Consider the following 18,022-nt stretch of genomic DNA (forward strand, 5'->3'; position numbering starts at 1 on the left):
ATATACTTACGGGTATAAATCAAGATCCTAAGTAGAAAGCTGACGTCAGCAAGTCTCAGAGCGTCACGCCGTGCGCTCTAGAACTCTGAAGATATTGCATTTATTCCGCTATTGCGCTTCGGGTCGCGCGAGCGTGACGAACATGCGGGTCATGCGATCCGACACCTCTTCGACGGAAAGCGTACCGCCCGGTTTGAACCAGAATGTCGTCCAGCTGACCGCCCCGACGAGCGCATAGGCCGCGATCCGGGCGTCGGGCACGTTGATCTCGCCATTCGTCAGACCGCGCTCCAGCAAGGCTTCGACGCGCATCATGAAAGACTGGCGCAACTCACCCAGCCGCTCGGCGGCCGCCGGCTCGAGGTTCTTCTCCTCACGGATGTTGATCGCGATGCTTCGCTGCGACTCGAGGATTGCCGTGAGGTATCTGGGAATGAAATAGCGCAGGGTCTCTGCTGGCCCGCTCTGCCGCGCGTCAGCTTCGTCGAAGGCAAGAATCGCGCGTCGTATGCCGATCGCGCTGACCTGCTCGAGAAGCGCTGCCTTGTTGCCGGCGTGGGAATAGAGAAACGGTTTGGTCACGCCAAGCAGCTCAGCCACGTCATCGAGCTTGGTATTTGCGTAACCGCGTTCGTAGAACAGTTGTGTCGCTGCATCGATTATCCGCGCGCGCTTGAGCGCGGCAACCTCGTCCTTGACCCGATTCATGGGCGTATTCCTCTTGTAATGCGGCTTTCGCACCAGACTACTGGCAAGTATTATTTTTTACTATACCATAAGGCCATGTCGTTGCATCCTGCCCTCACCCCGATCGCCGCAGATCCGAAAATGACCGTCCGCGTCCCGCCGCCGACCGTTCCCTTCGCGGCCATCCGCAAGGCCGCGAATGCCGCGATGAGCACGGGGCCACGCCCCGACATGGCTCGCGTCGAGGACACCATCGTCGACGCCGCCACCCCGGTGCCCGTGCGTCTATACCATCCTTCAAACATTTCCTCATCGTCCGTGATCGTCTTCTATCATGGCGGCGGCTTCGTCTGGGGCTCGCTCGATACCCATGACGGACTATGTCGCCGCATGGCGTCGCGCACCGGCGCAAAAGTCGTCTCTGTCGGGTATAGGCTGTCGCCTGAAGCGCCCTTTCCGGCTGCGGAAACGGATGTCGGCCTGGTCACCGATGCGCTGATTGAAGGCTTCTTCGAAACGACAGTAACCGCGGACCGTCTGATACTCTGCGGAGACAGTGCGGGTGGATATCTCGCTTTCCTAGAGACCTGTCGTTTGGTGGACCGCGGGACGACACCCGCGGGGCTTGGACTGATCTACCCGGCGCTCGATCCATCGTGCAGCGGACAGAGCCACGTCACCAATGCTGGCGGACCGATCCTGACTACCGAGGCCATGCGCTGGTTCTGGACGTGCCATGCGCCATTCGATATCGCCCCTCCCTTCGAGAAGGCGCCACTTCACACATTCCCGCCAACTCATATCCTTGTGGCTGGCCACGACCCGCTGCGAAACGATGGGACGCGCTTGCACGACCATCTGTCGGATCTCAACGTCAAATCGACTTTATTAGAGGCGCCGGACATGGCTCACGGCTTCCTCAATCTGCCAATGGCATACGATGTCTGGAAGAGCCATGAGATGGCACTATTCGACTCTTTGGGAGCCACAGTAATGTCCCATGGGGCAGTGTGAGAACTCTTGAGCCGAGTAACTCTAATCAGGCTTCGATAGCGACTGGATGGAAGTTATTTGGCAGGTCACCATCACCGTGACATCGTCGAAACCAGCAACGAGATCTGGCGCTTTCGGACCGGGGATCGGCCCAAATGAAACCGGCGAGCCTCGGCCGCGATGTACGTAGGGCCTTGGTGTGGTTGCCTGACGGTCGGTGTCTCAAGCCGACCAGGCCTAAGAGTCCGCCCGTTCAGACCTGAGATAGGCAACTGGCCCGCTTCTTGGATGCCCTCTACCTTTATCATCAGGCATGCCTGGACCGACGGATCCGAGACGGTCTGCGGCCTGCCACGCTTGCCGGACGAGGTCGCGTGCCGGGTCATGACAGCGTCGAATTGAAACTTAGCGACCCGCGCGCGCAGCGAGATCGTGAAAGACAACCCCTTCAGGGTGCGGAAGCATGCGGGCTCAGGCCCGGAGTGTCCGCTGCACAGAGCGCCTGACGCCCGACTCTATCCCGATGTTGATGGTGCGGCGCATATTGACCTCGACCCTTCTCCTCGGTGCGCATCATGCATCGTCGATCCAATTTTTCAGAAGAGCATCAACTTTTCCCGTGGAGGCTTCAGATATCCTGAGCCATCCCTCCGATCTGCTCTTGAACCTGTCTGCCCACCTTCCCTCTTGACTGCGAACGGCACTGCGACACATATTTCTAGATATAGCAGACAGATTTCTGTTTTAATGAGCGTTCTAGTATCTTCGTTATGCTCGAACCTTCGCTGGGAATCCTACCACCCCAGCCAACTTCGTCGTAAGCCGTTAAATTCGAACCGAAACTCTGCCGCAGCAGGGAATCGGATTTGCAGTGCGACACACGTGTGCTTTACACCCCTGCGTCACACGGAGGTTTTCGGGTCGTCCTTTCGGTCTCTTCAAGGAGACGACGATGGGGAAGATCACGCATGGCAGTCGTCGGGGCGCGGTTTATATCTGGCGTCGGCGGTGCTCTACACGGTCGGACACACAATCCACAGGAATGATGCAGATCAGCTTGCGGACGCGAGAGTTGTCCACAGCAAGGCGGCTGGGCGCCCTTGTCTCAAACACGGCTGAGCGGATGTATGAGGGTATGGAAAGCGGAACCCTCACTAAAAGCGACGTTCGGACCTATCTCGACGCCTTTGTGGACCTGTCACGCTTTTGTGCCGCCCCAAGTGCTCGTTTAGGCCGCCTTTCGTTCGAAGGCGACGGGACTTTTCCAGCCCAGTGCTGAGTGGCGGCGACGTGGATTGTAGAAGCCGTTGATGTATTCGAAGATCGCAATTTCGGCTTGCCGCCTTGTTTCCCATGTCTCCCGCCAGATCAGCTCTGCTTTGATGGTTTTGAAGAACGTCTTTACTACTGCCCGGCAGAGTTTTGCTGCGCAAAATCCCGAGAGGGGGCGGCATTGTCATAACAATTACCCGTGCCGCTCATCGAGACTTGGAAGCCATGCTGGCGCAGGATCTTCTGATAGTCGTGAGAACAGTATTGGCTGCCGCGATCGGTGTTATGGATGCAGCCCGCGGGCGGTGTTGTGAATGCGATGGCCATGTTCAGCGCCCGAATTGCCAGGTCTCGCTTCATCCGATTGCTGTACCGCTGCCCGGCAGGGTCATGCACAGCATGATCCCGAGAGGGGGCCCAACCGATGACCCGCCGGGAATGCAGATTCAGGAACGAGCCTTTGTCCGCCATCGGTCCGAGGACAATGGCGAGTGCCAAATACAATCAGGCCTCTCGCGTCCAGATATAGCTGATGTCACCAGCCCATTTCTGGTTGGGGCGTTTGGCAGCGAAGTCTCGATCCAGCAAGTTCGGCGCGATGTTGAACTTGTGGTCGCTGTCCGTGGTCACTTTGTGTTTGCGTGTGCGCACAACCGATGTGCCGTTCTGGCGCATCAATCTGCCAACGCGGCGGTGGCCTATATCCAGTCCAATTCCCTTGAGCTCGTCGGTCATTCGTGGGCGACCATAGCTGCCCAGGCTGAGACGGGATTGCTCTTTGATGTGCGCCACCGTCACCATATCAGATCGCTGCCGGAAATGTGTCCCGGTGTTCTTCGACGAACCTAAACCTCACGGCTTTTGGCTCGCGAAGAACTGCGTTGCTTTTTCTAGGATGTCCCGCTCCTCCTTGAGGATGCGAACCGCGCGCCGAAGCTGGTCATTCTCTTGGGCCAGCCCCAAATCCTCTTTCGACACCACATCCGTGTCTCGATGAGCTGTGATCCATTTGTTCAGCGTCGACATCCCGACGCCCAGATCATCAGCCACCTGCTTACGCGTTAACCCGCTTGTCAGCGCTATGCGCACCGCATCCTTGCAAAATTCGTCCGTCCGTTTCAGTCCCATAGTCAGTCTCCCTTAGTGCAGTGAATGCTATCAAAGGAGCGGCATCAAACCGCGACAGGTCCAGAATGCTTCCTGCCAGGCCGTATACTTGCCAGTAATCCACGCGTCCAACAATTCGAGGAAGCCGAGGGCAGAGCGTTCCTCACGGCCGGTAAGGGCCTCGAAATTCCGAACAATGCTGGTGCGGCGCGGATCACTCGCCAGATTCTGCGTGAGTATCTCGACATTTCGGGCCAATAGCCCGTCTCCGAGCTCGGTGGTATCAGCCTTCAGATCTTGGTTCGCAAGAAACGCCCATGCATCGCGCATCGTGACGTTATGCCGGCGATCATCCTCCGGAGACAAACTGTCGGTACGCTCTAAAATCTGAAGCGTTTCGATCTTGCGGCGTTCGGTTTCCACGACGTTGGCGAGCCACTTTCGGCCCTCATCCACAGAGATCCGCTGTCCGACGATCTGGTTCATGATTGCATCGCTCTCCGCGCTGACCCTTCGCGCCAGAATAGACGCTCGACGCAGGTTTGTCGTCCTCAAGGAGAGCTTGATATCCGCCAAAGTTGTGGATTGCCAACGCAGGCGACGCCGCCAGTGATACACGTTCCCACGACGAAAAAGATGAGGTTGAGCCAGCATGGTGCGGTCCGCTTCCTAGCAAGACAGACGAACGCAGAGATCTGGGATGCCACGCAGCTATGCCACATCCCGAAGCCTTTGAACGGCTTTACCCGCCTTTTCGGGGACTTACGCGGGAAATGGCTCCGGCGGTAGGGATCGGAGCGAAATTCTTACAACGCGCAAGTCACTGAGATCACACGAAGTTAAAACATACGTCGGACCGCTGTGCTACAGTTTTCTGTAACAGTGTCACACAGACTGATCTCATGAGCAACTGCAGGTCTGACCTGCCACGGGATTTTTCCTCCACCGTCGATTAGAGTCCGGCCCAACCTGAGGACGGACAATGAAGCGAACGAGATTCAGCGACGAACAGATCATCGGCATCTTGGCCGAACACTCGGCGGGCCCGAAGTGCGCGGACCTGTGCCGCAAGCACGGCATGTCGGAAGGCACTTTCTACGACTGGAAAGCTAAGTTCGGCGGCATGGCGGTGTCTGAGGTCAAGCGGCTGAAGGCGCTTAAGGATGAGAACGCCAAGCTGAAGAAGCTCTTGGCGGAACAGATGCTGGACTCGGCGGCGATGAAGGAGGCTCTGTTGCGCAAATCGGGTTGGGGATTCATCTCGTGAATCCAGCGTGATAGCTGGCGATTATGAGCAGACCGACACCCCCGAGCTACAAGATCAAGAACTGGGCGGCCTATAACGAAGCGCTCAAGCGCATCGCTTCGCGACCTCGCTGACGATCTGGTTTGATCCCGAGATGACATGGGAGGCGACTCCGACGGGCAAGCGCGGCCGGCAGCGGACGTATAGCGATCGTGCTATCCAGACCTGCCTGACGATTACAGTGCTGTTCGACTTGGCCCTCCGGCAGACAACCGGCTTTGTCGAAAGCCTCCTGCAACTGAGCGGGCTGGACTGGACGGTGCCGGATTTCAGCACGCTGTCCCGCCGTCAGAAGACACTGGACGTGAGCATACCTTATCGTGGGTCGGAGGGACCGCTGCACCTTCTGATCCCCTCTCGGGATCATACTTCGCATGACCCTGCCGGGCAGCGGACAGCACCGGGATCAAGGTCGAGGGCGAAGGGGAATGGAATGCCCGCAAGCATGGCGGCGCCAAACGCCGTGTGTAGCGCAAGGTTCACCTCGGGATTAACGAGAAAGCTCTGGAAATTCGGGCAGTCGAGTTCACCAGCAGCGACATCGGCGATGCGCCCATGCTGCCCGAATTGCTCAACCAGATCCCGCCCGACCAGGAGATCGGCAGCGTCACTGCGGACGGCGCCTACGACACCCGAAAGTGCCACAATGCCATCGCCGACCGGGGCGCTGCCGCTGTCATTCCGCCCCGCAAGAACGCCAAACCCTGGAAGCCGGACACGGCTGGCGCGATTGCGCGCAACGAGGCCCTCCGCGCATCGAAATACCTCGGCCGAGCGCTCTGGCGGAAATGGAGTGGCTACCACCGCCGAAGTCGCGTCGAGACGAAGATGCACGGCATGAAGCTGCTGGGCCCACGGCTGATGGCACGTGACCCAGACCGTCAGGTCGCCGAGCTTCAGGTTCGTATCGCCGTCATGAACGGTTTCACCGCGCTCGGCATACCCGTCACACAGGCCGTGGGATAAGTGCGTCCGGGGAAAGGGGAAGCTTGCCCGTCAGTCGATTTGTGCAACAGAGTCTGTTTCAAGCGGCGGTGTTGGATTGTCAGCATCTTGGCCTTTTACCTTTCCCTCAGAGTGCTTTTGTCGCAGCCAAAGGGCATTGATGATGTGACCGCTCCCCGACGGCATTAGAGCCATCCCTGTCCCAAAAACCTTGAGATCGGTTTGTCTGGGGAAAGGCGAGCCTTGTCCCACAGCTGACTTGTGCGGAAGGGTCCGATGACCCGGGACATCGGGTTGGCTTTAAACGATAGTCCAAGAATATCCCGCTGCGACGAACGACGTTCCGGCCAACACTCACTACCGGAACATCTGCCTTAGTTCTGCAATATCCATTGATAGGGACGCGGCCCGACGACAGATCCATAATCCAACGCCAGCAGGAGTTTTATGATGTTGAGAACGGTTATTGCCGCCGCGATTGCCACCGCGGGTCTATCGGGCGAAGTCGTGGCGCAAGAGGCGGACACGCTTCAGGTCGGGATGTCGGGCGGCTATTTCCCCTTCACCTTCGTGCAGCAGGACGAACTGCAGGGCTTCGAAGTGGACGTGATGAATGCGGTCGGCGAACAGGCCGGGCTGGATATATCCTTCGAGACGATGTCGTTTTCTGGCCTAATCGGTGCGTTGCAGGCGGGACGGATCGATACGATCGCCAACCAGATCACCATCACGCCCGAGCGCGAAGCGGCGTTTGTTTTCACCGAGCCCTATGTGATCGACGGCGCCCAAGTCGTGACGCGCGACGGCAACGATGAGATCGGTGGGGTCGAGGACCTGAAGGGGCGGACCGTGGCCGTCAATCTTGGCTCTAACTTCGAGCAGCTGTTGCGCGATCTGCCCTACTCCGAAGAGATCGACATCCGCACCTACGAGTCCAACATCGAGCAGGACACCGCGCTTGGCCGTGTCGATGCCTTCGTGATGGACCGCGTCTCCTCGGCACAGGTGATCCAGGAAAGCCCGCTGCCGCTGCAACTGGCGGGTGAGCCGTTTTCTGAAATTCGGAACGCCCTGCCCTTCCGCGACGATGAAGACGGGCGCGCGATGCGGGATCGGGTGGATGAGGCTTTGGCCGCGCTCCGGGAAGACGGCACCCTGTCCGAAATCTCGCAGAAGTGGTTCGACAGCGATATCACGACCTCTGCAGCCAGCTCGGACTGACCTGATCCATGCGGGCACTTGACCTTGACTATATGGTGGGGCTGGTGCCCGTGATCCTGGGCTACGTGCCGCTGACGCTGTTCATGGCGGCGGTGGCCATGGTTTGCGCACTGATGCTGGCGTCGCTTCTGGCCGTGGAGCGTGTGATCCGCGTACCGGGACTGGACTGGCTGGTGGTGCTGTTCATCAGCTTCTTCCGCGGCACCCCGCTGCTCGTACAGCTGTTCCTGTTTTACTACGGGCTGCCGCAGGTGGTGGGCTTCCTTACCCAGATCAACGGCGTGACGGCGGCGATCATGGGGCTGACGCTGCACTTTTCGGCCTACATGGCCGAAGCGATCCGCGCCGCGATCACAGGGGTCGACCGCAGCCAGTGGGAAGCTGCGCAATCCATCGGGATGACACAGGGGCAGACGATGCGCCGGATCGTACTGCCACAGGCCGGGCGGATCGCCGCGCCGACGCTGGTGAACTACTTCATCGACATGATCAAAGGCACGTCGCTGGCGTTCACCTTGGGCGTCACAGAGATGATGGGCGCGACGCAGAAGGAAGCATCCGGCAGCTTCCTGTATTTCGAAGCGTTCCTCGTGGTGGCGATCCTGTATTGGGTAATCGTCGAAGTGCTGAATCAAGGCCAGAAGCAGCTAGAGACCTATCTCAACAAGGCCTACGCGCGATGATTTCCCTACAGGGCCTGACCAAACGCTTCGGTGACACGACGGTTCTCGACGGGATCGACCTGCAGATCGCCGATGGTGAACGGGTCGTTGTTATCGGCCCGTCCGGCACCGGCAAATCGACACTGCTGCGTTGCCTCAACTTCCTTGACCGTCCGGATGCGGGGACCATCACGGTCGGCGATGTGCGCGTCGATGCCGCCCGCGCCACGCGGAGCGATATCCTTGCCTTGCGCCGGGCCACGTCCTTCGTGTTCCAGAACTACGCGCTGTTTGCCAACAAAACGGCGGTCGAGAACATCACGGAGGCGCTCACCACGGTTCAGGGCCGCCCCCGCGCCGAGGCCGAGCAGCGCGCCCGTGACATCCTTGCGGAAACCGGGCTGGCCGAGAAGGCGGACAGCTATCCGGCAGCGCTTTCGGGTGGGCAGCAACAGCGCGTCGGGATCGGTCGGGCGATGGCCATCGGGGCCGATCTCATGCTGTTCGACGAGCCGACCTCTGCGCTTGATCCCGAATGGGTCGGCGAGGTGCTCGACCTCATGCGCCGGGTGGCCGAGCAGCGCCAGACCATGCTGATCGTGACGCATGAGATGCAGTTCGCCCGCGAAATTGCAGATCGGATCGTGTTCATCGATAATGGCCGGATCGTCGAGTCCGGCCCCCCACAAGCGGTCCTTGATGCGCCGCAGGACGAGCGGCTGAAACGTTTCCTGCGCCGCGTCGCGTGACCGGCTTTCATGAACGCGGAACGGATTTGCCATAGAATGGTAGGTCTCGGTCCGTGGAAACGTCATTGGGCAACTTCGCATCCCCCGCTCCCTGATAGGAAAGATCGGAATACGGGCCTAGCCCGAGGCGGGTAACGCGTTGGCCGAACATAAGAGGGCCAAATTCACCTCCTCACACAGTCGTAGCTCCGACCGGGTGTCGAAGCGGGAACCAAATATCAGCATGGGGATCAGCAACGCGGGATTGATGGGAAGACGGCCCGTATGGCTGGAGAACTGGGCGAGACAGGTGCGCCGAGCATACTTTCAGGATCAGTCGTACTGCGTCGATGACCGACGATATTTCCTGATCTGTTTTCCGAGATGTCGTGTGTGGTGAGGTCAACTGGTTGGCGAGGTCAGACAAGAAGCATCGCCACCAAATTTCCCGACTAAAATTATCGGGCTTGAATTAGCTGACTGAATAAGTCAGGTTTTTTGTATCCGCTATGACCCTAACATCCAAAGCACCGAGACCGACTTCGATCCCAACCAAGGACCTCCAATGCGCCTTCTTCTGACCACCGCCGCCTGCGCCCTGACCGCGACCACCGCTTTCGCCGCCGACAAGGAGAGCGTGGTGACGACTTATGCCGACATCGCCGCCGCCTCCTATGGGGATAGCCTGACCGCCGCCAAGCGGCTCTCCGACGCCATCGCGACGTTCCTTCAAGATCCGTCCGCCGAAGGTCTGACGACTGCGCGCAGTGCGTGGCTGGCCGCGCGTGTGCCCTATCAGCAGACAGAGGTGTTCCGCTTCGGCAACCCGATCGTCGACGATTGGGAAGGCAAGGTGAATGCATGGCCGCTGGACGAAGGGCTGATCGATTACGTGGCCGCAGGCGACGGAGAGGCGACCGACGAAAACCAGTTCGCCGGTCTCAACGTGATTGCCAATCCAACCTTCACCCTGTCCGGAGAAAACGTCGACGCGACAGAGATCACCCCCGCCTTGCTGGAAGGCACGCTACACGAGGCTGACGCGGTCGAGGCGAATGTCGCCACCGGCTACCACGCCATCGAGTTCCTGCTCTGGGGGCAGGATCTGAACGGTACCGAAGCTGGCGCAGGCAATCGCGCCTGGACCGACTATGCCACGGGCGACGACTGCACCAACGGCAACTGCGACCGGCGTGCGGAATACCTGAAGGCAGCTACCGATCTGCTGGTCTCTGACCTGGAATGGATGGCGCAGCAGTGGGCTGAAGACGGTGATGCGCGCGCCGCCGTGCTGTCGGACGCAGATGCAGGCCTTGCCGCGATGCTCACCGGAATGGGCTCTCTGTCCTACGGCGAGCAGGCCGGCGAGCGGATGAAGCTTGGCGTGATGCTCAACGACCCCGAGGAAGAGCATGATTGCTTCTCGGACAACACGCACAACAGCCACTTCTACGACGGGATGGGAATCCGGAACGTCTACTTCGGGGAATACGTCGGAGTGGACGGCACGGTGGTGTCTGGCGACTCGCTGTCCGACTTGGTGGCAGAGGCCGATCGGGATGTCGACGCGGACCTGCGCGGAAACCTGAACGCCACGATGATCGAGTTGACGCAGATCAAGGCCGCAGCAGAAGCAGGGTTCAGCTACGACATGATGCTGGCGCGGGGTAACGACGCGGGCGAGGCTCTGATCATGGACGCCGTCGATGCGCTGGTCGCTCAGACCCGCTCTATCGAGCGAGCCGTGTCCGCGCTGGACCTCGATCAGATCGGTTTCGAGAGCTCTGACAGCCTCGACGATCCTGACGCGGTATTCCAGTAAGGGGTCTTGACCGGTCCGCCTTGGCGGGCCGGTCCGACGCGATCGAGACAGGAAACCGCGATATGGTTCTTCCCAAACCCATCGTGTTGATGGTGTCAGTGCTTTGCTTCGGTGCGTTTGCGGCCGTGGCCCAGCATACGACGGTCGAAAGCTCGCCCGAGCTGACCCTGCCATTTCTGGACATTGTGCCACGGAGCGCGGATGAAACAGCGCGCGTCGCGCATGTGCTGTCCCCCACGACCAGCTTCGACCAGGCTGAACCTTTCGAAGCGAAGCCGGGTGGCGCTGCAAGCGTCCGGGCGCGGACCAACGCGGATGCCTTCTCTCAACCCTCTGGCAACATGCCGCTAGAGCGGCGTTTGAACTTTCAGGTCGGCAACGGGCTGTTCAAGAAGCTTTGGGTCTCGTCCCCGTCGTCCACTTTGGCGTCGGACGGTCTGGGGCCGCTGTACAACGCGCGGTCTTGTCAGCGATGCCACCTGAAGGATGGTCGGGGCCACCCGCCAGAGGGACCACAAGATGACCAGACCTCCATGTTCCTGCGCCTGTCCGTTCCGACAGCTCCGGATACGGAGATAAGCAAGATCGAAGCGTTCCTTCTGTCGGCGGGCGACAATGGACCGCGCACCAGCCCCGATCCGATTTACGGCGGGCAGTTGCAGGATACCGCGGTTGCCGGACACGCCGCCGAGGGGCGAATGGATATCACCTACGAAGAGATCGCCGTTTCCCTGTCCGGCGGGGAAATGGCCAAGTTGCGCTCGCCCAGCTACGCCATCGCCGATCCGGCCTACGGCGCACCCGACCCCCAGGTGATGCTCAGCCCCCGCGTCGCACCGCCGATGATCGGGCTGGGCCTTCTGGAAGCGATCCCCGCGGCCGACCTGCTGGCGGCTGCCGATCCTGAAGACGCGAACGGCGATGGCATATCGGGGCGCGCGCAGGTGGTTTGGTCCTTCGAGCATGACCGCCCGATGCTGGGCCGTTTTGGCTGGAAAGCCGGTGCTCCGACGATCCGAGAGCAGTCTGCCAGCGCGTTCGCAGGCGATATCGGCATCTCCAGCCCTCTGTTCGACACGCCGGCCGGCGATTGCACCGACGGCCAACCGGCCTGCCTTGCCGCGCCGCACGGGGATGGCGATGCGCGGGGGCAGGAAGTCGATGCCGAAGGGCTCGATCTGGTGACGTTCTACAGCCGCAACCTCGCGCTGCCGGAACGCCCCGATGCGGGCGATGCCGACGTTCTGCGTGGCAAAGAGATGTTCTACACGGCCGGCTGCACGTCCTGCCACACGCCGAAACACGTCACGCATCGTTTGTCGGACCAGCCTGAGCAAAGCTTCCAGCTGATCTGGCCCTACAGCGACCTGCTGCTCCACGATATGGGCGACGGGCTTGCCGATGATCGACCGGAAGGCCGCGCGTCGGGGCGCGAATGGCGCACGCCGCCCCTATGGGGGATCGGGCGCACCGAGCAGGTGAACGGCCACACCTATTTCCTCCATGATGGGCGCGCCCGCTCTCTATTAGAGGCGATCTTATGGCATGGTGGCGAGGCAGAGCAGTCACGCGATGCCGTGGTGGATATGCCGCCCGAAGACCGCGCTGCCCTCGTTCGTTTTCTGGAGAGCCTGTGATGTTTCGCCCGACCCTTGTTGCCCTTGCCGTCCTCGCCGCTCCTGCGTTTGCGGGGATAAAAGACGCGGTCGACACGCACGTCCTGCCGGCTCTTGACGAATTTGCATCCGCAAGTGCGGACCTTGCGGCAGCGGCGGAAGACGATTGCAGTGCGCAAGCGTTACGTCCGGCCTATCAGGTTGCCTTCGACGCGTGGATGGGCATCAGTCACTTGCGGTTCGGTCCGATGGAACAGAATGGCCGCGCTTTGGCTATCGCCCTCTGGCCGGACGAACGCGGCATGGTGCGCGACACCGTGGATCGCATGCTGGATGATGAAGACCCGATCGCAGCCGATCCGAACGCGTTCGCCGATGTCTCGATCGCCGGACGGGGCCTGTTCGCTCTGGAACGGCTGATCTACGAGACTGATTATGCAGAGGGGTCTTATGCCTGCACCTACGCCCAAGCTGTAACGTCCGATCTGTCACGGATGGCCAAGGCCCTGCGTTCCGACTGGCGCGACAATTATACAACCGCCATCAGCGGTGCGGGCGAAGAGGGAAACACCGTCTTCCTGTCGCAGGATGAACCGGCGCAGGCGTTCTACACCGCTTTGACCACCGGCCTTGAATTTATCGCAGACCAACGGCTTGGCCGACCTCTCGGCACCTTCGATCGTCCACGCCCCGAGCGGGCCGAGGCGCGCCGGTCTGACCGGTCCCTGCGCAACGTCGTCCTGTCGCTTCAGGCGACGCACGATCTGGCCACCGCGCTGGCCGACGTCCCGACGCCGAATACCGATGCCGCCTTCGCCGCGGCATTGGAGCAAGCCGATGGTATCGACCCGCTGCTGGCAGATGTGACCGATCCCGCCGGTCGCCTTGGGGTCGAGATCCTTCAACAGCGCGTGGGAGCGATCCTGCCTGCGATCGCGAATGAGATCGGCGTACCGCTGGGAGTTTCGGCAGGCTTCAACGCGTCGGACGGGGACTAGGCGATGACCACCCGACGCGGCTTCATGGCAAGCATTCTGGCGGCATCCCTGACGCCCCGGTTAAGCTGGGCCGAGGCCGGTGGTCCCGCCTATCTTGCAGCTGCCCGAGAGCCGGACGGCGGCTTTGCCCTATTCGGACTGAACGGCTTGGGTGCCGACCTCTTCCGTATCCCCCTGCCCGACCGCGGCCACGCTGCCGCCGCGCATCCAACGGCGCCAGAAGCTGTCGCCTTCGCCCGGCGGCCAGGAAGCTTCGCGCTGGTCATCGATTGCGCGCGAGGACGCCTATCGCACCGCCTGGACGCGCCGAAAGGCAGGCATTTCTATGGTCACGGCGCGTTTCTGCAGGACGGAGACCTGCTCTGCACCACCGAGAATGACATCGAGACAGGCGCCGGTGTCATCGGCCTGTGGTCGCGGCCCGACGGCTATGCGCGAATCGGCGAAGTTCCATCCGGCGGCATCGGCCCACACGAACTGCGCGCTCTGCCAGAGGGGGAGTTGGCGATTGCGAACGGTGGCATCCGCACCCGTCCTTCGCGCGGTCGCGATAAGCTGAACCTTGAAACCATGCGCCTCAATCTGACCTATCTCGACCCGGAACGCGGGATTTCGGAGCAGGTGGAACTGGAACCCGATCTATATCGCAACTCTATCCGCCATCTCGCCCTTGGCCCCACTGGACAGGTGGCCTTCGCGATGCAGTGGCAAGGCAACCCTAGGGAAGTGGTCCCGCTGCTTGGGCTACATCGCCGCGGCGAACCTCCAATCCTGACCGAAGCGCCCTTTGCAGAACAAATGCTGATGGAGGGTTACGCGGGCAGCGTCGCCTTCGACGGCAGCGGCAATCGCGTGGGTATCACCTCTCCTCGCGGCGGACGGTTGCACGTCTTCACCTCGGATGGCGCCTACGACACGACGGTCCAACGGACCGACATCTGCGGTCTTGGCCCCAAGGCCAACGGCTTCATGGCCACTGACGGCTTTGGTAACACCTGCACCATAGAGGCAGGGACGCTTTATCCACTGACAAGGGCTGATCGCGCATGGGACAATCATCTGGTTCACATCGGATAGCGCGCTCAAGCCGAACGCAGAACTGCAAATAACCCTTGATTCCCTAACGAGCAGTCATTCTCTGAAGTGACACGAATTGCGTCGATCATGACTTGAGCCATAGCTTTCAAGAGAAGCGGCGGATGTCTCTTAGCTGCAGCGAAGTTCTGCGTCTCACTTTGCCAATTAATATGTAGTTCCCGGCCCTCACCGGACATTCGAATCACCCTTGCGCGCTGCGGCGCGGCTTCACCGGACCGGTCATTCGCCCTATCTCCCGGAGCGATGCAAGTAAAATCCCTGTAATACTTTAGGGAGTTGTCGACTGGTCTTCTTCCGCGACTGGCGCATCAGGCGCGACGAGAAGGATCGCTACGAATGGATGACCCGCGATATCGTCTGGTTTTGCTCCCCGATCCTCCGCGCGTCGCGCGTCGTCGATCTCGACAATCAGGCATAAGCACAGCCCCTTCTTGGCATCCTGCTCCGCAATACCCTGCCAGGCAGCGGGATCCTACGCTTCTGTCGAAAGACGGAAACCTGACGGAAGGTAATTCCGCAAGCTCAACTTTAGCTTGCTTGGCTGTAGCGTCGGTTCGTGCCTGACGTCTCGCCCCCTCCCGTTTCGACGGCATTTGAAAGCAGTCGGGCCGCGCGACGGTCACGCAGCCGCAGTGTATTTTCGTTGATTTCTGCCGCATCGGGAAAGCGTTCGACGAAGTCTCGCGCCGAAGCGACGAGCGGTGCCGGTTGCGGTGCAAGGTCCACATCCGCGCAGCACATCAGTTGTTCGATCATGCGCGCGACATCCTTGTCGGTTTGCGAAAGCGCGGTACCGCGCGTGGTCGGAACTTCATCGGCGGCAACGAGGCGCTGCCACGCGTCCGTGGCGGGCGCATTCTGCGCGTAGCCCTGCCGGAAGCGCGAGATGGCAGAGGGTCCCATCGCTATCAGCGTCGCCGCTTGGTCCGTCGTGTAGCCTTGAAAATTTCGGCGCAGCGATCCCGTTTGCGCGGCGTTCGCCAGTTTATCATCAGGCTTGGCGAAGTGGTCGATTCCGACCGCGACGTACCCGGCGTCGGTCAGGACGCCGCGCGCCATCTCATCCAGGTCAAGCCGTTCTTCGGGCGTAGGAAGCGCCGCTTCCGGGATCAGCTTTTGCCGACGCGCAACCCATGGCACATGAGCGTAGCCATACAGCGCAACGCGCTCCGGCTGCATGTCGATCACTTGCTCCAAGGTGTGGTTCAGTCGCGTCCGGGTCTGATGTGGCAAGCCGTAGAGCAGGTCGAAATTGATGCTTCCGATCCCCCTATCACGAAGGGCCTGCACCGTATCTCGTGTTGTTTCTGCGGATTGCCGTCGCCCGATGGCGGCCTGCACCAGGGGGTCGAAGTCTTGGACGCCGATGGAGGCGCGGGACAATCCAAGCGCCATCAGTGCGTCGATGCGGTGCGTGTCGCATTCGGTTGGGTCGATCTCGGCCGCGATCTCGCAGCCATCGATGGGGAAGTGTTCGCGGATCATGGCATCCAACCGTGCGATCCGGTCGGGCGACAGAAGCGTCGGCGTGCCACCGCCCAGATGGAGCGCCGACACCGCCAGATCGTCCGGAAGAAGGTCACGCGTCAGTGCGATTTCCTGCGCCAGGTGATCGAGGTAGCGGTCGAGCGGCGCATCGGTGCGCGTCCCTTGCGTACGACAGGCGCAGAACCAGCACAGTCTGCGGCAAAACGGGACGTGGATGTAGACGGAGACCGCCTCGCTAGGTGAAACGGCAGCCAGCCATTTGGACTTCGTGGTTGCACCGACAGCATCGGTGAAGCGGTCGGCGGGAGGATAGCTGGTGTAGCGCGGCACGCGCGATGTCAGCAGGGCGGTTCTGAGTGGATCATGTGTCATGCGCGCAGATTTCACGCGAGACGTGCGAGGTGCATTGATCGAGATCAAGGGGACGAATAGGTAAACGACATGGCAAAACTGACCCCGATCATCGCGTGCTCGAACTGTCCGATCCGGCACAGTGCCGTCTGTGCGGAATGCGATGCCGAAGAGCTGGAAAAGCTCGCGTCCATAAAGACTTACAAGACGGTTCCTGCCGGCGCGTCACTGGCCGAGGCGGGAGAGCGGCTCGATCACTTCTCGTCCATCGTTTCGGGCTGCGCCAGCATGTCCCGGACCTTGGAGGATGGGCGGCGTCAGACCGTCGGTCTGCTTCTGCCGTCCGACTACATCGGCCGTCCCGGTCGCTCCGTCGCGGCTTTTGACGTTGAGGCGTTGAGCGACGTGACGCTCTGCCGGTTCGAGCGGGGCGCCTTCGAGAAGTTACTGCGCGACACACCCCACGTCGCCACGCGTCTCCTGACCATGACGTTGGACGAGCTGGATGCGGCACGGGACTGGGCCGTTGTGCTGGGCCGGATGACCGCGCGCGAGAAGGTGGCCGCGTTCCTCGTCAGTCTCGTGCGGCGTCAGGCGGTGGCGCTTCCGAGCGCTACCGGAACGGACCTGCACCTGCCCCTGTCGCGCGAGGCAATAGCCGACCACCTTGGCCTGACGATCGAAACGACGAGCCGCCAGTTCACGGCCCTGCGCAAAGAGGGGCTGATCGAACTGGTGTCGAACCGCGACATCCGTATTCCCGATTTCGATGCGCTGGCTATCGAGGCCGGAGACGACGGGGACGGCGGCCCCATCGTCTAACCGCTTAGCGGGCCAGGAACAGCGGCACCGGCGCGGCGCCCAGCATGTTTCGGGTCACACCGCCGATGAAGATCTCGCGCAAGCGGCGATGCCCGTAGGCTCCCATCACGATCAGGTCGGCTTCGGTATCGCGGGCGTGGTCCGTCAGCGCCTCAGCGATCCGCTTGCCGTTGCGGGTCAGGCCCATGACCGGGGCCGGAGTGCCGTGGCGGTTCAGCATGATCGCAAGATCGTGGCCCATCGTGTCGCTCTCCGGCTCCACGATGACGATCTCAACCGATGCGGCTTGCGCAAGGATCGGCAAGGCGGCTCGGGTCGCGGCGAGCGCCGCATCGCTGCCGTCCCAGGCCAGCATCACCCTGTCAAAGTCGGACTCTATGCCGTCCGGTGCCAGCAAGACCGGCACCCGGCTGGTGTAGAGCAGGGCTTCCAGCACGCCGTGCATCAGGCCCGACGGTTCCGCGCCGGACGCCGCCAGCACGGCGAGGTCTGCAAAGCGGTTTGTCTGGGCGAGCCGGCGCGCGACATCGGCACCGTACGTCGCAAACGCGTCAACGGACCAACCGAAGGTCTCACCGGTCAATCGCTGTTCAAGACGCTTCTGTACCTCTTCCAACGCCTTGGCATCGTCATCGCGCAAGGTGGGGGCGGCGACGACCATATCGGGCGCGACGAAGGTCGGCACGTCGATGGCGTCGGCAGTCGTGCAGGTCACGTCCAAATGGGCGGACCATTTGCGCGCACAGGCGATGGCGGTATCGACGGCGTCGTCTTCGTCCGTCGGCGTCGCGACTGAGAAGATGCTCTTGTAAGACATCGGGTCCTCCTGTGATGGCCGCCTTCAATTTAGATCGCCCGCTCGGGTCCCGCCTTGATGCGGATCAACCGGCGGCTTGATCCATGTCA

13 protein-coding genes and 3 pseudogenes are annotated in these 18,022 nt (G+C 61.1%); 11 read left to right on the forward strand and 5 right to left on the reverse strand.

Annotated features, from left to right (window positions below):
• Positions 1–108: 108 nt before the first annotated feature.
• Complete coding sequence (locus FIU81_RS08660) at positions 109–708, reverse strand: TetR/AcrR family transcriptional regulator (RefSeq protein WP_124113143.1); 600 nt, start codon at positions 706–708, stop codon at positions 109–111.
• Positions 709–726: 18 nt separating this feature from the next.
• Between FIU81_RS08660 and FIU81_RS08665 the strand changes: the two genes are divergently transcribed.
• Positions 727–1,701, forward strand: coding sequence for an alpha/beta hydrolase (locus FIU81_RS08665; RefSeq protein ID WP_124113141.1), 975 nt, complete (start codon positions 727–729; stop codon positions 1,699–1,701).
• A 1,207-nt stretch (positions 1,702–2,908) separates the two neighbouring features.
• Here the strand turns inward: FIU81_RS08665 and FIU81_RS08670 are convergent.
• Both FIU81_RS08670 and FIU81_RS08675 read right to left on the reverse strand, forming a co-directional pair.
• A pseudogene (locus FIU81_RS08670) lies at positions 2,909–4,080 on the reverse strand (IS3 family transposase).
• A gap of 30 nt (positions 4,081–4,110) precedes the next feature.
• Positions 4,111–4,545, reverse strand: coding sequence for a hypothetical protein (locus FIU81_RS08675; protein WP_124113216.1), 435 nt, complete (start codon positions 4,543–4,545; stop codon positions 4,111–4,113).
• Positions 4,546–5,041: 496 nt separating this feature from the next.
• Between FIU81_RS08675 and FIU81_RS08680 the strand changes: the two are divergent.
• The 9 genes and pseudogenes from FIU81_RS08680 to FIU81_RS08720 form a co-directional block, all read left to right on the forward strand.
• A pseudogene (locus FIU81_RS08680) lies at positions 5,042–5,302 on the forward strand (transposase); the annotation flags it as partial.
• A 47-nt stretch (positions 5,303–5,349) separates the two neighbouring features.
• Positions 5,350–6,331: pseudogene (locus FIU81_RS08685) on the forward strand (IS5 family transposase).
• 429 nt (positions 6,332–6,760) lie between these two features.
• Positions 6,761–7,531, forward strand: a complete 771-nt coding sequence (locus tag FIU81_RS08690; protein WP_124111540.1) for an amino acid ABC transporter substrate-binding protein — start codon at positions 6,761–6,763, stop codon at positions 7,529–7,531.
• An 8-nt stretch (positions 7,532–7,539) separates the two neighbouring features.
• Entirely contained in the window at positions 7,540–8,214 is a 675-nt protein-coding gene (locus tag FIU81_RS08695) for an amino acid ABC transporter permease (RefSeq protein ID WP_124111541.1), read from the forward strand.
• On the forward strand, positions 8,211–8,942 hold the full coding sequence (locus tag FIU81_RS08700) for an amino acid ABC transporter ATP-binding protein (protein WP_124111542.1): 732 nt from the start codon (positions 8,211–8,213) through the stop codon (positions 8,940–8,942). The genes FIU81_RS08695 and FIU81_RS08700 overlap by 4 nt, the downstream gene beginning before the upstream one ends.
• Positions 8,943–9,486: 544 nt before the next feature.
• A complete protein-coding gene (locus FIU81_RS08705) occupies positions 9,487–10,743 on the forward strand; it encodes an imelysin family protein (protein WP_124111543.1) in 1,257 nt (418 codons plus the stop codon).
• 62 nt (positions 10,744–10,805) lie between these two features.
• The gene (locus tag FIU81_RS08710) at positions 10,806–12,380 is read left to right on the forward strand and encodes a di-heme oxidoredictase family protein (protein ID WP_172971435.1); all 1,575 of its coding nucleotides are present in this window, start codon (positions 10,806–10,808) and stop codon (positions 12,378–12,380) included.
• On the forward strand, positions 12,380–13,357 hold the full coding sequence (locus FIU81_RS08715; RefSeq protein ID WP_124111544.1) for an imelysin family protein: 978 nt from the start codon (positions 12,380–12,382) through the stop codon (positions 13,355–13,357). The genes FIU81_RS08710 and FIU81_RS08715 overlap by 1 nt, the downstream gene beginning before the upstream one ends.
• Before the next feature lie 3 nt (positions 13,358–13,360).
• Entirely contained in the window at positions 13,361–14,434 is a 1,074-nt protein-coding gene (locus tag FIU81_RS08720) for a DUF1513 domain-containing protein (RefSeq protein ID WP_124111545.1), read from the forward strand.
• A 549-nt stretch (positions 14,435–14,983) separates the two neighbouring features.
• On the opposite strand, the gene hemN is transcribed toward FIU81_RS08720, so the two are convergent.
• Complete coding sequence (gene hemN / locus FIU81_RS08725; RefSeq protein WP_124111546.1) at positions 14,984–16,315, reverse strand: oxygen-independent coproporphyrinogen III oxidase; 1,332 nt, start codon at positions 16,313–16,315, stop codon at positions 14,984–14,986.
• Between the two features lie 69 nt (positions 16,316–16,384).
• On the opposite strand from hemN, the gene fnrL reads away from it, so the two are divergent.
• Complete coding sequence (fnrL, locus tag FIU81_RS08730; RefSeq protein WP_124111547.1) at positions 16,385–17,116, forward strand: transcriptional regulator FnrL; 732 nt, start codon at positions 16,385–16,387, stop codon at positions 17,114–17,116.
• A gap of 4 nt (positions 17,117–17,120) precedes the next feature.
• Here fnrL and FIU81_RS08735 read toward each other — a convergent pair whose 3' ends face one another.
• Positions 17,121–17,933: a universal stress protein gene (locus tag FIU81_RS08735; RefSeq protein WP_124111548.1), complete on the reverse strand. Its 813-nt coding sequence runs from the start codon at positions 17,931–17,933 to the stop codon at positions 17,121–17,123.
• Positions 17,934–18,022: the final 89 nt, after the last annotated feature.

This window comes from Palleronia sp. THAF1 (assembly GCF_009363795.1).
Lineage (GTDB): Bacteria > Pseudomonadota > Alphaproteobacteria > Rhodobacterales > Rhodobacteraceae > Palleronia.

What these genes read in the sequence shown, in the direction of transcription:
- FIU81_RS08690 (WP_124111540.1), top strand. Translation starts at nt 6,761, where the DNA reads ATGTTGAGAACGGTTATTGCCGCCGCGATTGCCACCGCGGGTCTATCG.
- FIU81_RS08715 (WP_124111544.1), top strand. Translation starts at nt 12,380, where the DNA reads ATGTTTCGCCCGACCCTTGTTGCCCTTGCCGTCCTCGCCGCTCCTGCG.
- FIU81_RS08705 (WP_124111543.1), top strand. Translation starts at nt 9,487, where the DNA reads ATGCGCCTTCTTCTGACCACCGCCGCCTGCGCCCTGACCGCGACCACC.
- FIU81_RS08665 (WP_124113141.1), top strand. Translation starts at nt 727, where the DNA reads ATGCGGCTTTCGCACCAGACTACTGGCAAGTATTATTTTTTACTATAC.
- FIU81_RS08675 (WP_124113216.1), bottom strand. Translation starts at nt 4,545, where the DNA reads ATGAACCAGATCGTCGGACAGCGGATCTCTGTGGATGAGGGCCGAAAG.
- FIU81_RS08695 (WP_124111541.1), top strand. Translation starts at nt 7,540, where the DNA reads ATGCGGGCACTTGACCTTGACTATATGGTGGGGCTGGTGCCCGTGATC.
- FIU81_RS08720 (WP_124111545.1), top strand. Translation starts at nt 13,361, where the DNA reads ATGACCACCCGACGCGGCTTCATGGCAAGCATTCTGGCGGCATCCCTG.
- FIU81_RS08700 (WP_124111542.1), top strand. Translation starts at nt 8,211, where the DNA reads ATGATTTCCCTACAGGGCCTGACCAAACGCTTCGGTGACACGACGGTT.
- fnrL (WP_124111547.1), top strand. Translation starts at nt 16,385, where the DNA reads ATGGCAAAACTGACCCCGATCATCGCGTGCTCGAACTGTCCGATCCGG.
- FIU81_RS08710 (WP_172971435.1), top strand. Translation starts at nt 10,806, where the DNA reads ATGGTTCTTCCCAAACCCATCGTGTTGATGGTGTCAGTGCTTTGCTTC.
- hemN (WP_124111546.1), bottom strand. Translation starts at nt 16,315, where the DNA reads ATGACACATGATCCACTCAGAACCGCCCTGCTGACATCGCGCGTGCCG.
- FIU81_RS08660 (WP_124113143.1), bottom strand. Translation starts at nt 708, where the DNA reads ATGAATCGGGTCAAGGACGAGGTTGCCGCGCTCAAGCGCGCGCGGATA.
- FIU81_RS08735 (WP_124111548.1), bottom strand. Translation starts at nt 17,933, where the DNA reads ATGTCTTACAAGAGCATCTTCTCAGTCGCGACGCCGACGGACGAAGAC.